A 15,273-nucleotide genomic window follows, 5' to 3' on the forward strand; every position below is an offset into this window, starting at 1 on the left:
CCTTATCCAATAATAATTTTACCCTCTGGATGGCGATATAAGTCTTTGCCTTTCTTCGGTCCTAACGCATAAGCCAGGGTCAACATTCCCAAGCGGCCGGCGAACATCGTAAAGCTGATAATGATTTTGCCGACTAATGTCAGTTTGCCCGTCAATCCCATCGACAGCCCCACAGTCCCGAAGGCAGAGGTCGTTTCAAACAGGATCGTTAGGAAACTGGCGTCTTCCGTAGTGGAAAGCACCATCGCGACCGCAATGACGAGGAACAAAGCCAGCATCGTAATCGTGACCGCTTTGAAAATCCGTTCTTGGGCAAGGCGATAGCGGAATAGCACGAGATCCGAACGCCCGCGAATCATCGAGATGACCGCGCCAACGAGGATCGTAAACGTCGTCGTTTTGATGCCGCCCCCCGTTGAACTTGGCGATGCTCCGATAAACATCAGAATGATGATGAAAAACTGCGTCGCCTGCCGCAATGCGCCGATATCCAGCGTATTGGCTCCAGCTGTTCTCGGGGTAATGGACTGAAATACGGCTCCCCAGATTTTCGCTCCCCAGTCCAGGGGCTGCAACGATCTGGAATTCGTGAATTCAAAAATGAATATGACAACCGCACCAACCACGATCAGCGCCGCCGTCATGGACAGCACGACCTTGGAGTGGAGGGAAATTTTGCGATGTTTCCGGTAGTCGATCAAATCGGAAAGAACGATAAAACCAAGCCCCCCGGATACGATCAGGATTAGGGAGACCAAATTCATCACCGGATCACCGACATACTGCGTCAAACTGCGGTATTCGCCAAACAGGTCAAAGCCGGCATTGTTAAATAAGGACACCGCATGGAAAATGCCGAAATAAACGGCGCGGCCGAACGGCATGTCGAACGCCAAACGGATGGCAAAAATGACGGCCGCACAGCTTTCTATGATGACCGAATACATCAGCACCTTACGGATCAGCCGAACGATGCCTTCCACCGAGTTCTGGTTCATCGCCTCCTGCAGCAGCAAGCGGTCTTTCAGCGATATTTTCCGTTTCAATACGAGCGAAAACAAAGTCGCCATGGTCATGAATCCGAGGCCTCCGACCTGGATGAGCAGCATGATGACAACCTGCCCGAAGGTGGAGAAATAAGTGCCGGTATCCACGACGACCAGCCCGGTCACGCAAGTGGCCGAAGTTGCCGTGAACAAGGCATCGATAAACGGCAGCGATTCCCCGGTCGTGCTGGAAATCGGCAGCATAAGCAGCACCGATCCCAGGAGGATAATGAGCGCAAACCCGATGACCAAAATCTGCGGCGGGGAAAGGCTGATCTTCTTGAATAGCAATACATTCACCTCATTGTTGTTATCAAAAAAGCACAAAAGAAAAAAAGCACTGGAAATCCAATGCCTTTCGGTGTTTGGCTCCTGCTGCAAAGGCCTACGAGGTTAGCTGACGGATTCGGGCATGCACAGTTGCCCTAATCGCCTCCCTTCGCCGACATGCTGCCTGCGCGAAGCGACGCGAAATTCACCCCAAAAAAACTCGGTTCCCCCGTTTTCAAACGAAATTCGGCCGATATTCTTTTTCAGTTGCTTACTTTCATTTTCGTCAAATGGATTATAATCCTTATTCGGCCCGACTACAAAGTCCTATTTTCAGGAAAAAGGCGAAAAAAGGACGAAAAGCGGTTAACCTTTGACCAGGGCCGCCCCGAATCTGAGCCATGCGAACGCTTGCCGGAGTTATTGCCGTTTCTCAGCATTTTTGCTTGTTGTCTGGCGAAGGGCATTCACCTGTGTTATCTTTACTTTGACGCAATTGGAGCCAAATCATACCACTTACACCAATTTAAAAAGGAGTTTTGCTTGTGAATTCCTCCGTGAAACCTGCCGGCCGCAGGATGAAGACGAAAAACCTCTGGCTGCTGGCCGTCCTCGGATTCATCGTATTTATGATCGTCCAACTCATTCCGACGAACGACTCGGAATCGCTGCAAATGGAACAATCGGACAAAGTGATCTCCAAGCAGGAGGCCGGCGCGAAAGCCGCCGAGTTCGCCAAATCGACCCTGAATACGGACCTGCCCGGGGAAGTCCGGGATAACGCGCTTATTACATATGAAACGCGCGCTGATCTGTTTGGCTATTTATCCAAGGAAGATTTGCTCGCCCCGTACTTAAAAACGTATGACAAACAATTTCCTTATGACGTGTTCCGCGTCCGCTTCACCGATCCGAACGAGGTGCTGAGCGCTTTGACCGTCGATGTCCATATGACGAGCGGCAAGGTGGTCGGCTTCGAGCAAATCGCCTCGACGAGCAATGCGAATAAGCAAATGATGCTGGACCTGGGTTCGGAATCGGTCGACTCCCTGCGTTCCTGGGAAGGCGAGCTGACGTTGGCGGAAAAAGAGCTGATCGCCGCTCGTTATATAACGTTATTCGGATATAACCGGGACGATCTCGAACTGGTATCCGGAGAAGGGGATGTTGGCCTGACTTATCAAGTCAAGGGCTATCAGGTCGGTGAGGCGCAGGCGCAAATCGTATTCGGCTTCGAATACGGCGCCGTCTCCTCGCTGGAAAGCTATTTTACCGTGCCTGAGTCCCATACGGATTACGTGGACGGCCAAACGACCATCGCCAATTGGCTCACCTTCGCGGGTTACGCCCTGTTCACGTTCGTACTCGGCATTCTTGCCATCGTGTACAGCGCGCTGATGCGGGCGCATACGTCGTTTAAACGCGGGATTTTTCTCGCTTCCGCTTATTTCATCCTGTCCACGATCGGGACGATCAACATGCTGCCGGTATTCCAGAAAGACGGCATCGAGCCCGGCGTGCTGATTTTCGGCTTCATCATCCAAGGTTTGCTGACCTTGTTCCTCGCCGCTTCCGTGTACTTCTCCCTGGTCGGCGGCGACGGATTGTGGCGGAAGAACGGAATCAATTTATGGGCACGGGCCCGGGAAGAGGGATACGGCCGTCATGTGCTAACCTCGATGGCCGACGGTTATGCGTGGGCGCTCATTTTGCTGGGGGTGCAATCCGTCCTGTTCTTCATCCTGGAGCATACGATCCACACCTGGTCGACGACGGACGCCACGCAATCGCCGTACAATATGGTGTTTCCGGCGCTGTTCCCGCTGCTGGCCTGGGTGGCCGGGATCGGGGAAGAAGCGGTGTATCGCCTGTTCGGCATTCCGATGCTGAAAAAAATGTTCCGCAGCACCTTCGTCGCCAGCCTGTTGTCAACCTTGATCTGGGCGTTCGGCCATACGCTGTATCCGATTTATCCGGTCATTTCCCGGCCGATCGAGTTGACCTTCATCGGGCTATTGTTCAGCTTCGTGTTCCTGCGTTACGGCTTCGTGGCCGTCGTGTTCTCGCATGTTATCTTCGACAGCATCCTGATGGCGCTTAGCCTGATGTTTATGGGCGGAGCGCTGAATATCGGCGCCGGACTGTTCTACATTGCCCTGCCGGCGATCGTCGCTTATGTGATTTACCTGTTCAATCCGCCCAGCCGGGAGCGGAAGAGCCCTCCGCCGCAGCAAAAAGAGGAGCCGCTTCTCACGACTCCTCTGGTTCATCCTCATCCCGAAGGGCATTTATAATTTCGCGGGCTAACTTATCCCCGATTGAAAGAGGCCGAAAGTCTTCGACGGAGGCCTCTTTTATTTTTTTCAGCGAGCCGAAATGTTTAAGCAGCGCTTTGCGGCGTTTCTCCCCGATGCCGGGGATCGCATCCAGCCGCGAAGTGACCATTGATTTGCCGCGCTGCTCGCGGTGGAACGTAATGGCGAAGCGGTGCACCTCGTCCTGAATGCGCTGCAGCAGATAGAACTCCTGGCTGTCGCGGGGCAGGTGAATCGGCTCCGGCGGATCATAGGCCATCAGCTGCGCCGTTTTGTGCTTGGCGTCCTTCACGAGACCGCATACCGGGATATATAGCCCCAATTCATTCTCCAGCACATCGGTGGCGGCGGAAATCTGCCCTTTGCCCCCGTCGACCACGATCAGGTCGGGGCGCGGCAGTTCCTCCTTCAGTACGCGCTCATAGCGGCGGCGGATGACCTCGCGCATCGTCTCGTAATCGTCGGGCCCCTGGACGGTTTTGACCTTATATTTGCGGTACTCCTTCTTCGCCGGCTTACCGTCGATAAAGACGACCATCGCCGAGACCGGATTCGTCCCCTGGATATTGGAGTTGTCGAACGCTTCGATGCGCGACACCGACTCCAGACCGATGGCCTTGCCGAGGTTCTCCGCCGCCTTCGAGGTCCGCTCCTCATCGCGTTCGATGAGGCGGAACTTCTCGTCCAGCGAGACCCGGGCGTTCTCCGCGGCCATCGTCACCATCTGCCGCTTCAAACCGCGCTGCGGCACGAGCGTCTTGACGCCGAGCCACTGCTGCAAGGCGGCGGCGCCGGACGCCGAGTCCAGCGCGGACGCTTCGGCGGCTTGCGCGTCCTCGGGCGCGTCCTCGCCGGCCTGCGCTGCGCCGGAGCCGGACGCCAGCGCAGGCTCGAGCGGCTCAGCTGCCACGCCCGGCGGCGTCGCAGCTGCCGGCGCGTCCGCATCCTCCTCGCCGGCCGGAACGCCGTCCTCCGCCGACGGTGCCTCCTTCAGCTCCGGCAGCAGAATCTCCTGCGGCAGCGCCGGGTTCTCGCTGTAGTACTGCGTCACGTACGACAGGAAATCGCCGTAGGCATCGCCGTAAAACGGGAACACGGACGCATGGCGCTCGATCATTTTCCCCTGGCGCATGTACAGGATTTGCACGCACATCCAGCCCTTGTCCACGGCATAGCCGAAGACGTCGCGGTCCTTGGCGTCGTTCATCGTAATCTTCTGCTTCTCCATCAGCGCATCGATGTTGATGATCTGGTCGCGCAGCTCCTTGGCCCGCTCGAATTGCAGCTCCTCGGCTGCTTCGTGCATTTTGCGCTGGAGCTCCTTCTTGATCTCCTCATGCCCGCCGCTGAGGAAGGAAGTGATTTCCTGCGTCATCGCGTCGTACGTCTCCTGGGGCACCTCCTGCACGCACGGGGCCAGGCACTGGCCGATGTGGTAATACAGGCACACCTCCTTCGGCATTACGTTGCACTTGCGCAGCGGATACATGCGGTCGAGCAGCTTTTTCGTCTGCTGCGCCGCATAGGCGTTCGGGTACGGGCCGAAATATTTCGCTTTATCTTTAAGCACCCGCCGGGTCACTTCGAGCCGGGGATGCGGTTCATTCGTAATTTTGATATAAGGAAAGGTTTTATCGTCCTTTAAGAGTACATTAAAGCGCGGATGATGTTTCTTGATCAGGTTGCACTCCAAAATGAGCGCTTCCATATTGCTGCCGGTCACGATGTACTCAAAGTCGCGGATCTCGGATACGAGCCGCTGGGTTTTGCCGTCATGGCTGCCCGTAAAATAGGATCGGACCCGGTTTTTCAGCACCTTGGCCTTTCCGACGTAAATGATCGTGCCTTCCTTGTTCTTCATCAGGTAACAGCCCGGCAAATCGGGCAGCAGCGCCAGTTTATGGCGGATCGCCTCCAGCGCTTTCTCCTGCTCCTGCACTTTCTCGGCAAAGGAATCCATGCCTTCTCCTCCCTTCTCCCGCTTTCATTCCTTAACGCAGAAAACGCCCCCGGCCCAAACCGGAGGCGTAATCCAAGGCGTAAGACGACGCGCCTGACAGCCTGGCTTATTGATGTTTGGCGATCAGGTTTTTCAGCGTGTCCTTCGAGTTCAAACCGACGATTTTGTCGACCGGTTGACCGTCTTTGAACAGGATCAATGTAGGAATGCTCATTACGCCGAAACGGGAAGCCGTTTCCGGATTATCGTCCACGTTCAGCTTGGCGATTTTCACCGCATCCCCTACTTCCGACGACAGCTCTTCCAGGATCGGAGCGATCATTTTGCAAGGACCGCACCACGGAGCCCAGAAATCAACAAGAACCGGACCTTGCCCTTCAATTTCGTTATTGAAAGACTGATCGGATACATTAACGATGGCCATGACAATTTCCTCCTTATGTTTTTGCCCGAGCGCTGGTGACAAGATTCACGGGTATCCCGGACAACGGATTTTCAAACGTAAAAAATGATGCAGACAGCCCAGAAAACAGCTGCCGAACCAATTATACCACACACCACTGAGAAAAAGAAAGTGCATGATAACGCCTTCTTTACAAAGTGAAAAAGGATTGGTTATACTAAGAATAACCTGAAAGCGGATTGTCTATGACTTATTTCATTGACGAGACAATTATTCCCTGAGGAGGCCCGTCGCTATGGATGCAAATGCGCATGCGAACGACCCGCGGCAGCATATTAATGAAGAACCGCGCAACGATTTGTTCGATTTGATGAACGGCTTTTTCGGCATGCTGACGCTGATGGCCGTCATTTTCTTCGGCATGGTCATCATCAAATTCATCGCCAGCTAACCGCCGGCGGTACCCTAACGGCACGGCCGTTGCTTGCAAAAAGGGCAGTTCCTAATAAGCTGATCATCTCTGCTTATCGGGAACTGCCCTTTTTCATGCGCGCGATGGCGAAAGCCGCAATTCCTTAGTCCCGGCCGCGTTTGTTCGTTCCGCTAACCTGGACCACGTCGACGAACGGAGCGATCCGGTCCATCAGCCGTTGTCCTTTATGCGCCTCTTCCCCGTCTTTGCTCGTAAAGCTCAAGTGCTTCTCCAGCATGTTCAAGGAATAATTCGAGGTATAAAAGGTAGGTCTGCGGTTCATCCGGTAATTCAAAATCGACCCCATAACGTGGTCGCGCACCCAAGGATTCAAATTTTCCGCGCCGATATCGTCAAAGATCAACAGGTCCACCTGCTTCATCGTTTCTACGGTTTCGCGCAGCTTGTCGCTGTCCTGCAGCATGGACTTGAGCTCCTCCACGAACTCCGGCATGTAGACGATCGCCCCGGAATACCCTTCCTTGGCCAGCTCGTGCAGCATGTAGCACATCAGGAACGTTTTGCCGGTGCCAAAATGCCCTTCCAGATAAAGCCCCTTCGCTTTAAGTCCTTGCTCCTTCGTTTCATTGATAAAACGGTATACCTGGCTCACAGCCGGCGCGCGGGCGGCATCCTTGGTCATGATCTCGACTTCGTCATACCCCGCCTCAAGCGCGCGTTCGTCCACGTAAAAGCTGTGGATCCGTTTCTTCACGGACACCTCTCGCTCGTATTGCAGCTGCTTCGGACAAGGAACCTGACGGTCGACCAGCTGCGGCCCGCCTCCGAGCTGCTCCACCGTCAGCTTCGTATAGTGGCCGGGAAAATCGTTCGGGCAGCGGTCCAGCCCGGGACAATTCGCGCAATGCCGGTTATCGTTCACGTATTGGTATAATTTGGCCATCCCGCGAGTCAGCTCCTCCTGCCCGAGCTCCGGATGCTTGCTCCGCAGCTCCCAGACCAGCGGGTCATTCATCAGCCGGGCGGTCAGCTCTTCCGAGCGCTGTTTCAGCTGCGAGCTTTTCATTTGGGTCAGCAGCTCCCCGAGTGATTCCATAGCCATAACGGTCTTTCACCTTCCTTTGCCCCTAGCCCATCCATGACGGGTCAGATTTCCTTCTTTTGTTTACTCGCCTTCATCCGTTCCGCCATCTTGACCAATTCGGCAAATTCCTCTTCCGAAACCGCCGGCTCTCCGCCGGTTTTCTGCACGATCGGAATTTCCGGCTTGGGCTTGGCCGCCCGGCTGCCGTAGGTCCGCGGCCGGCCGCTGCCGGCTCCCCCCCCGGTCGCCTTCTCCTTCACCTTCGCCTGGTCCCGGATATATTGAACGGCTTGCTCATACGTATTCACCTGCTTCAGCAGCATGTTCGCGGCAATCGCATCGACGAAATTGCGGTTGATCCGCTGCTCCCCGCCAGAGGTCAGAAGCGCCATCAAATAATGGATCAGCACATTGATCACCTCGCCGGGCAGCTTGTAGTTCAGGTCTACTTTTTCGAAGATATCGAGCAAATTGTCGGGTACCGTCCCCGGAAAAAACGTCTTGAGCAGCCGGGTATACGGTTCGTTGCGCAACATCATATTATATTGGTGAATATCGCATTTGCTCTGGAACTGAGGAGGCACGTCCACGTAAAATTCCATCTGCACCGCAACCTCTTCCGCATGGACCGCCGCAGGAGGCGATGGATGCTCTTGTCCGCGCAGCGAGACGATTTTGCCGTATGCGACCTCGCGCTCCTCCTTGCGCCGTTTCCCTTGCCGGAATTGCAGGTTGGCTTTGTGCTGGAGCTCGTCCAGCAACAGGCCGCCCCCCGGATCGAACACGCCGTCTTCATCCAGCAGCCGGCACATATCCTGAACGGTCATATCGTATTTGCGGGCGACATAATTGACCACGCCCATCCCTTCCGGATCAAAGCGCAGCGCTTCGACGAAGGCGCGATTCCGCGATTCCCGCGGAAACCGGAGAATAATGTCCGCATAATTCATCGCTTCCTCCTCCGGAGCGGGCTTGAAGCCCTGCTGACGGGCTATCGACGTTTCCGCGATCGCCTGCTCCAGCTCGTAATCGATGGAATGCGCATTCAGCTCGAAAATGTCATAGAAGGGCACCGAAATATTTTCCTTATTATAGGTAAGCCCCGCCCAAGCCTCGGGTTCCTTGCTGAACAGTTGCTCCCGCAGCGCCAGAACCGCGAATTTGCCGATCTTGTCGCGCAGCAGCAAGGTTAAATGCTGGGTCCGGAAAAATTCCGCAGGCGCCAGCGGCGGCTGCAGCTCGTATTCGTACATATAATCATCGCTGTCGGGAACGTACAAACGGCTCGTCTGGAGGAGGCCCACCGCCTCGAGGCGCGAAGCCTGTTCCATCAAATATTTCCGTCCCTTTTCGCTCGGATCGACCCCTAACGTCAGGAACAGCTTGCGTTGCTGCTCCGCGGCCGAATAACCTACCTGCTCCAGCGGAACCTGTTCCGCGAGCAGCCGGTATAGCGAAACGGCGAACGCCCCTACCATCGGTTGATAGACCAAACCTAGCATTTTGCCGTCCACGGGACTGAGACTGAAGTCACGGTATACGCAATAACGGTGATTTTCAGTAAAATGCAGCATATTGTTCATGCGCACGGCTTCCTCGCTCCTCCCTATCACGCTCAAATAGACTTCCTCTATTTTAGCACAAAAGCCTTCGTCCTGAATCGCCCCAGTTTTACAAAAATCGCTGATTTCCACCCCGCTTCGTGCCGGCAGCTCTTTTTACGGCCGTTTTTGCCTAGCGAACCTCCTGTTGGGCTCTCCCTCCCCCCGCCGGCCGAAAACAGCGACAAAAAAGGACCGTCCTGCCCCTGCGCAAGACGATCCCATCCGACTCCCTCTATTCGCTTACTAATCCGTATGTAAATGCAAGTGCGTAAGATTTGACCGTTCCCTTGTCAGGAACCGGCGAACTTCCTCAATGGATATCCCGGCTTCCTTGGCCATGGCGAGTAAAACCACCCACTCCGGGTCGATATCTCCGGAGTAGTAATCATGAACAATAACCTGGGCGGACTTTTTCAACAACAATCTCCTCCTAAGATCATTATTTAGGTTTGTCCCCAGGCAGTCCAGCCATCTTAGTATTTCTACCTTAGATCTGAGACTTTGTGCCCCTGCTTTTCAGCAAGTTTACCCTTTACTGGAACTACTGTTTCGCCAACGGATAACGGGCGCTTTCAGCCAGAAAGCTATTTCCTGACTCCTATTATATAGGCTCCGTTTTGAAAAGTATGTCGCTCCGCGTAAGGAAGCACGGCGGAATTATCGGAAAAGGTTAGCTTATTTTGTTTGATCGCTTACGTTCTTGTCAGTTGGCATCAAAAAATTTCTGACAATAGCCGAGGATCGGGTCTTCGTTCTTTATAAAGAACGTAACGACTCATATCGGGCAATAAACAGCGTAAAATAAAGCAATTTCAAGATAGTTGTTCTCTATTGAGAATTTTTCACTGAATTTGCCGTTTTCCTTTTTCCAGGGGATTCGTGTATATTCAAATCACGGAATTCGTTCTTAATAAAGAACATATTAACGAACGGACGGAATCATGCTTGGAAAGGAGAGACTTTTTCTGCGAAGAACTCGAGCTGAAGTGATCCGTAAAATGCGCAAAAAACGCAAAAAGCAAACGATGGTCAAATCGCTGCAATCCGGACTCATCCTGTCCACCCTGTTGCTATGGACATCCCAGCAGGTCGGCACGACCTACGGGGAATTCACCAGTGTACGCGAGGATAATTCCGAAATCAAGGCCTGCCGGGTCTTCCCAAGCCAGATTGAAAGCTTGCTTTCGCAGCTGGCGGATCACCTGGAACGGGCTGCTTCCTTAAAAGGCCGACTGATGGGCGCTACCGCAATCCCAGCCACTTATGATATGAGCAATCTGGCTGCTTCCGCTGCACCTCGGCCCGCAGCTTCCTCTAGCGAGCCCGCTTCAGCGGCCCCATCGGCCACGGAAGCGGTATACGGCGAAGGAAGTCCCGTCCAAGCCGATCCCGGCGGCGAACTGGAAGCTCAGGCCGCCGGCATTGCGGCACAAATCAGCGGGATCAACGCCATGATTCAGCAGCTCGAACAACAAAAGGCCTCCAATCTGGCCATTTGGCAGCAGTTGCTGCAGGAGCTTGCCGCCGCGGCATCGGTCATTCACGAGCTGCTCGCCACGTTGAACGATTTGGAGCCGAATTGCGCCGAGCTTTCGCAAACGACGTGGATTGACCGCATCGGCGACATGCTGCAGCTGCACGGACTTCTCTCCGGTCCTCTCAGCGGTTCGCTGCAGGACGTGTTGGCTTACTTGCGATCCATTCATCAAACCGGATTAACGATGCAGCCGGGCGACGCTTTCCAGGCGGTTTCCTTCGCCAGTCCATTTGCCGGCAGACTAGCCGGCGGGGGCGATCCCGTCAGCGCCGAAGAGCTCGCTAACTTCGAAAGCGTTCAGGCTTCCCTGGAAACCGCGATCGCCGGTTTATCGGCCGACATCTCCAGCTTGGAATCGCTTAAGGCACAGCTGTTGGCCCAAGCGGAAGCGGAGCGGCTGGCGGAAATCGAACGGGCTAAGCAATTGGCGGAGGAGCAGGCCAAGGCGGAAGAAGAAGCCGCTAAAAACGAAACTGACGGCGACGAAGCGACTGACGATGGGGCGGCCGAACCCGGCGATCCCGCCGAGAAGCCTGAAACGCCTGATCAACCGGGGGACGACAAAGTGCCGGCAGAGGACGAAGCGACTCCGGACGATCAAGAAACTCCGGCGGAGGAGGGTTCCGCAACAGGCGACGACGCCACGAAGGAGCCCGGAGACACGCCGTCTACCGATGAAACCGCCCCTTCCGGCGGAGAGCATCCTGCCGATCACCAACCGGGAGCTCCCGCAAATCAGGCTCCGCCTGCCTTGGAGCCGGAGCTGCCGACACTCCCGCCGAACCCGGAGGGCAATCTCGTCCTGACCAAGCCGGAGGAGGATCTCCCGCTGGAAGACGATGATGAAGATGAAGATGAAGACGAAGATGAGGATGAGGACGAGGACCCCGCGGATTCCGAAACGGTCCCGGTTCCCCTGCATCCAGCGAACGGCGGTGAATGAGCATGCGAATCAAAAAATGGATAAGCAACGCAATAACCGCTGTCGTCGTGATCGCCTTTTTCACGGTAGCCGGATCGGTCGTCATGTCCAAAATGAACGGCAGCGAACCGAACTTTTACGGTTATCAGTTGAAAACGGTGTTGTCAGGTTCCATGGAGCCCTCCATTCATACCGGTTCCGTCGTGGCCATTAAGCCCGGCGGGGATATGACGCGGTTTGCCGTAGGAGATGTCATCACCTTCCGGGCGGATGAGAATCGGCTGATTACCCACCGGATCGTCGAGGTTACGCGTCATGAAGAGACGGGGCAAGTCCTCTATCGGACCAAAGGCGACAATAACAATGCCGCCGACTCCGAGCCGGTTAATCCGGTGAACGTAACGGGCGTATATACCGGTTTCACCGTCCCTTATGTCGGATACGCGGTCAGCTTCGCCGGGACCAAATTGGGAAATATCACGCTGCTCATCATCCCGGGAATCCTTCTGTTCCTGTATGCGCTGGTATCCCTGTGGAGAGCCATCGCCGGGCTGGAAGACAACAAGCCGGACCCGAACGCTTCCCAGTCGGATGCCAAAGCTTCGTAATTTATCTTGAAAATGATTGTCGGTTGTTCTCCTTATGACCTCATAGGGATGCAATATATAAAAAATATCATTTAAAATCAGGGAGGAATTTGGTAATGGGTATCAAAAAAACTTTGGGTTTCGGAGTAGCGACAGCAGCACTTGGATTGACTTTGATCGGCGGAGGCACGTTCGCTTACTTTAGCGATTCCGTCCAAACGACCGGCACTTTCGCGGCAGGCACCTTGGACCTGAACGCCGATCCTACGGCGATCATTAACGTCGGCAACCTGAAACCGGGTGATTCCGCTACTCGTACTTTCAAACTGAAAAACAACGGTACGCTCGATATCGCCAAGGTGCTGCTGAAAACGACATACTCGGTTAATAATAAGGCTGGCGCACCTGCAAATGTCGACGATTTCGGCAAACATATTATCGTTAAATTTTTGACCAACGTCGACAAGGTAGAGACTGTCATTTACCAAACCACGTTGTACGACCTGCAAAACCAATCTCCGGATGCCGTTGAGAACGGATGGGCCTCCTGGTTTGAAGAACGCGGCGGCTTGAGAGCCGGCGATTCGGATAATCTGATCGTGAACTTCGAATTCAAGGACAACGGACAGGATCAAAACGAATTCCAAGGCGACAGCCTGGGCCTCACCTGGACGTTCGAAGCTAAACAAGGCGCTGGCCAAATCAAATAATCAGGCCTCTTAGCCTTTGCAGAACACCTTACCCCGCTCCTGGGTCTAAGGTGTTCTTTGCTTGAGGAATATCCAACTTAACGCCTTTGTCCGATCACGTATATTTTGATATAATGGCATCAAATTATTCTGATAGAAGGGCGACGGCTACATGGCAGATCAAATTGGCGAGCGCATCCAGAAAATCCGGCAGGACCGGGGATACTCTCTTTCGGAGCTAGCGGAAAAAGCGGATGTGGCGAAATCCTACCTGAGCAATGTCGAACGAAATATTCAGTCGAATCCATCCATTTCTTTCATCGAGAAAATTGCCGATGCCTTAAACGTCTCCATCCACTTGATTTTGTACGGTGACCGCCCTGCGGAGGATCTGCTTGATCCCGAATGGTCCGAACTGGTACAGCAAGCGATGACCTCGGGCGTCAGCAAGAAGGAGTTCAAGGACTTCCTCGAGTACCAGAAATGGAAAATGGGCCAAAAAGAATAACGGCATCAGCGAAAAAAAGCGCGAGACGCAAGGGGCACCCCTGCGGCTCGCGCCTTTTTGATACTGCTTTTAGAACATTTTATATCCGCCTTGCCGCAGCTTGCGGATCGTCCATCCGCTCAAAATAGCCCCGGCGAGCCCGGCGACCGCCGTCAAATAATCGACCAGCCGGAACGAGGCCAGATAGGCGCCAAAGCTCTTGTCATGATTCCATAGCGTATAGACCACGATCGGCAAGATGACGATAATGAAGATGTACGCGGGAAACCAGGTTGTTTTCATAAGCATATTAAGAATAAATCCGATGCCGAACATCATGACGAAGAACAATACCATCAGCACCAATACGATGAGCCAGCCCATCGCTCCCCCACCCTTCTATAAGGTAGTTCAAAAACTCAGCTTTGGATCACGAAGCAGGTCAAGAAGCTTAAATCGGCGTCGAATCTTGAATTCAGCCGGGACTTCCGTTGCTCACGTAGGTCTGCCTACGCTCCGCTACTCACTCCCTAGCTTCATCCAACCTTCTCGGTGCTCCAAACCTGCCTTTTTGAACCTTTATTTGAACCGATAGTTCAAAAACTCAGCTTTGGATCACGAAGCAGGTCAAGAAGCTTAATCGGCGTCGAATCTTGAATTCAGCTGGGACTTCCGTTGCTCACGTAGGTTTGCCTACGCTGCGCTACTCACTCCCTAGCTTCATCCAACCTTCTCGGTGCTCCAAACCTGCCTTTTTGAACCTTTATTTGAAACCGGTAGTTCAAAAACTCAGCTTTGGATCACGAAGCAGGTCAAGAAGCTTAATCGGCGTCGAATCTTGAATTCAGCCGGGACTTCCGTTGCTCACGTAGGTCTGCCTACGCTCCGCTACTCACTCCCTAGCTTCATCCAACCTTCTCGGTGCTCCAAACCTGCCTTTTTGAACCTTTATTTGAAACCGGTAGTTCAAAAAATTGAACTATAAAATAAATCACACGTACTCAAGCTAGTAGTAAGTTTACTAGAAAAAATGTAACGAAGCAATGAACTTTACATGAAAATTAGGTGAACCGATTTGCTCCCTTTACGTTCCTTGCGCTACAATAGAGAAGCATAACTGGTTGATCATGGATATTATCCGAATTTGATATAGGAGTGATTATAAATGAACGAAGCTACCTTGACCCTGGAGGGGTGGTATGCGCTTCACGACTTCCGCACCATCGATTGGACTGCCTGGAAGGCGGCGGACGATGAGGAACGCGCCGGAGCCCTGGAAGAGCTGCACATGTTCCTTCAGGAGTGGAACCTGATGGAACAGTCCAAAACGGGAAGCTCCGCGGTATACGCGATCGTAGGGCAGAAAGCGGACATCGTGTTCATGCATCTGCGGGAAACACTCGAAGAATTGAACGCTTTGGAAACCGCCTTTAACAAAACGACCTTTGCGGAATATACGACCAAGGCTTACTCCTACGTCAGCGTGGTCGAACTGAGCAATTACCTGGCCTCCGGCGACGGCGACCCGAAGGCGAATCCGGAAGTGCTGGCCCGTCTTCAACCGATCCTGCCGAAGTCCAAGCACATCTGCTTCTATCCCATGAACAAGAAGCGCGACCTCGGCGACAACTGGTACATGCTGTCGATGGACGAGCGCCGCGCGATGATGCGGAGCCATGGGATGATCGGCCGCAGCTATGCCGGGAAGGTAAAACAGATCATTACGGGATCCGTCGGCCTGGATGATTGGGAATGGGGCGTGACCTTGTTCTCCGACGACGCGCTGCAGTTCAAGAAGCTCGTCTACGAAATGCGGTTTGACGAAGTGAGCGCACGCTACGGGGAATTCGGCGGATTCTATGTCGGCAATCTGTTGAACGCCGAGCTGATCGACGAGATGCTGAAGCTGTAACCTCAATCGGATAACGATAAACCA

14 protein-coding genes and 2 riboswitches are annotated in these 15,273 nt (G+C 53.8%); of the genes, 7 read left to right on the forward strand and 7 right to left on the reverse strand.

Annotation, left to right across the window (positions count from 1 at the left end):
* Nucleotides 1-2 precede the first annotated feature (2 nt).
* The gene (locus ACQ4N8_RS04815) at nt 3-1,346 is read right to left on the reverse strand and encodes a TrkH family potassium uptake protein (protein ID WP_430703213.1); all 1,344 of its coding nucleotides are present in this window, start codon (nt 1,344-1,346) and stop codon (nt 3-5) included.
* A 67-nt stretch (nt 1,347-1,413) separates the two neighbouring features.
* Nucleotides 1,414-1,578, reverse strand: a riboswitch (cyclic di-AMP (ydaO/yuaA leader).
* 283 nt (nt 1,579-1,861) lie between these two features.
* On the opposite strand from ACQ4N8_RS04815, the gene ACQ4N8_RS04820 reads away from it, so the two are divergent.
* Nucleotides 1,862-3,610 carry a CPBP family intramembrane glutamic endopeptidase gene (locus ACQ4N8_RS04820; protein ID WP_430703214.1) on the forward strand — a complete coding sequence of 583 codons (1,749 nt, stop codon included), beginning with the start codon at nt 1,862-1,864 and terminating at the stop codon, nt 3,608-3,610.
* Here the strand turns inward: ACQ4N8_RS04820 and uvrC are convergent.
* A complete protein-coding gene (gene uvrC / locus ACQ4N8_RS04825) occupies nt 3,567-5,591 on the reverse strand; it encodes an excinuclease ABC subunit UvrC (protein WP_430703215.1) in 2,025 nt (674 codons plus the stop codon). The genes ACQ4N8_RS04820 and uvrC overlap by 44 nt on opposite strands.
* A 106-nt stretch (nt 5,592-5,697) precedes the next feature.
* Nucleotides 5,698-6,015 (reverse strand): thioredoxin, encoded by a 318-nt coding sequence (gene trxA, locus ACQ4N8_RS04830; protein ID WP_430703216.1) that lies wholly within the window; start codon nt 6,013-6,015, stop codon nt 5,698-5,700.
* Nucleotides 6,016-6,289: 274 nt separating this feature from the next.
* On the opposite strand from trxA, the gene ACQ4N8_RS04835 reads away from it, so the two are divergent.
* On the forward strand, nt 6,290-6,445 hold the full coding sequence (locus ACQ4N8_RS04835; RefSeq protein ID WP_430703217.1) for a YqzM family protein: 156 nt from the start codon (nt 6,290-6,292) through the stop codon (nt 6,443-6,445).
* Between the two features lie 124 nt (nt 6,446-6,569).
* Here ACQ4N8_RS04835 and dnaI read toward each other — a convergent pair whose 3' ends face one another.
* From dnaI to ACQ4N8_RS04850, 3 genes are all read right to left on the reverse strand, one after another.
* Entirely contained in the window at nt 6,570-7,523 is a 954-nt protein-coding gene (dnaI, locus tag ACQ4N8_RS04840) for a primosomal protein DnaI (protein WP_430703345.1), read from the reverse strand.
* A 50-nt stretch (nt 7,524-7,573) separates the two neighbouring features.
* Entirely contained in the window at nt 7,574-9,100 is a 1,527-nt protein-coding gene (locus tag ACQ4N8_RS04845; protein ID WP_430703346.1) for a helicase DnaB, read from the reverse strand.
* A 258-nt stretch (nt 9,101-9,358) separates the two neighbouring features.
* Nucleotides 9,359-9,532, reverse strand: a complete 174-nt coding sequence (locus tag ACQ4N8_RS04850) for an anti-repressor SinI family protein (protein WP_430703218.1) — start codon at nt 9,530-9,532, stop codon at nt 9,359-9,361.
* Between the two features lie 38 nt (nt 9,533-9,570).
* Nucleotides 9,571-9,655, reverse strand: a riboswitch (cyclic di-GMP riboswitch).
* Nucleotides 9,656-10,113: 458 nt separating this feature from the next.
* Here ACQ4N8_RS04850 and ACQ4N8_RS04855 point away from each other — a divergent pair.
* From ACQ4N8_RS04855 to ACQ4N8_RS04870, 4 genes are all read left to right on the forward strand, one after another.
* Nucleotides 10,114-11,595, forward strand: coding sequence for a hypothetical protein (locus ACQ4N8_RS04855; RefSeq protein WP_430703219.1), 1,482 nt, complete (start codon nt 10,114-10,116; stop codon nt 11,593-11,595).
* A 2-nt stretch (nt 11,596-11,597) separates the two neighbouring features.
* A complete protein-coding gene (sipW, locus tag ACQ4N8_RS04860; protein ID WP_430703220.1) occupies nt 11,598-12,182 on the forward strand; it encodes a signal peptidase I SipW in 585 nt (194 codons plus the stop codon).
* Between the two features lie 95 nt (nt 12,183-12,277).
* Nucleotides 12,278-12,871: a TasA family protein gene (locus tag ACQ4N8_RS04865; protein WP_430703221.1), complete on the forward strand. Its 594-nt coding sequence runs from the start codon at nt 12,278-12,280 to the stop codon at nt 12,869-12,871.
* A 151-nt stretch (nt 12,872-13,022) separates the two neighbouring features.
* Nucleotides 13,023-13,358, forward strand: coding sequence for a helix-turn-helix domain-containing protein (locus tag ACQ4N8_RS04870; protein WP_430703222.1), 336 nt, complete (start codon nt 13,023-13,025; stop codon nt 13,356-13,358).
* Between the two features lie 69 nt (nt 13,359-13,427).
* Here the strand turns inward: ACQ4N8_RS04870 and ACQ4N8_RS04875 are convergent, their stop codons facing one another.
* On the reverse strand, nt 13,428-13,721 hold the full coding sequence (locus ACQ4N8_RS04875) for a YuiB family protein (RefSeq protein WP_430703223.1): 294 nt from the start codon (nt 13,719-13,721) through the stop codon (nt 13,428-13,430).
* A 781-nt stretch (nt 13,722-14,502) separates the two neighbouring features.
* On the opposite strand from ACQ4N8_RS04875, the gene hemQ reads away from it, so the two are divergent.
* Nucleotides 14,503-15,249 carry a hydrogen peroxide-dependent heme synthase gene (gene hemQ / locus ACQ4N8_RS04880; RefSeq protein WP_430703224.1) on the forward strand — a complete coding sequence of 249 codons (747 nt, stop codon included), beginning with the start codon at nt 14,503-14,505 and terminating at the stop codon, nt 15,247-15,249.
* Nucleotides 15,250-15,273: the final 24 nt, after the last annotated feature.

Source organism: Paenibacillus macerans, from assembly GCF_050565405.1.
In the GTDB taxonomy this organism is placed as follows: domain Bacteria; phylum Bacillota; class Bacilli; order Paenibacillales; family Paenibacillaceae; genus Fontibacillus; species Fontibacillus macerans_B.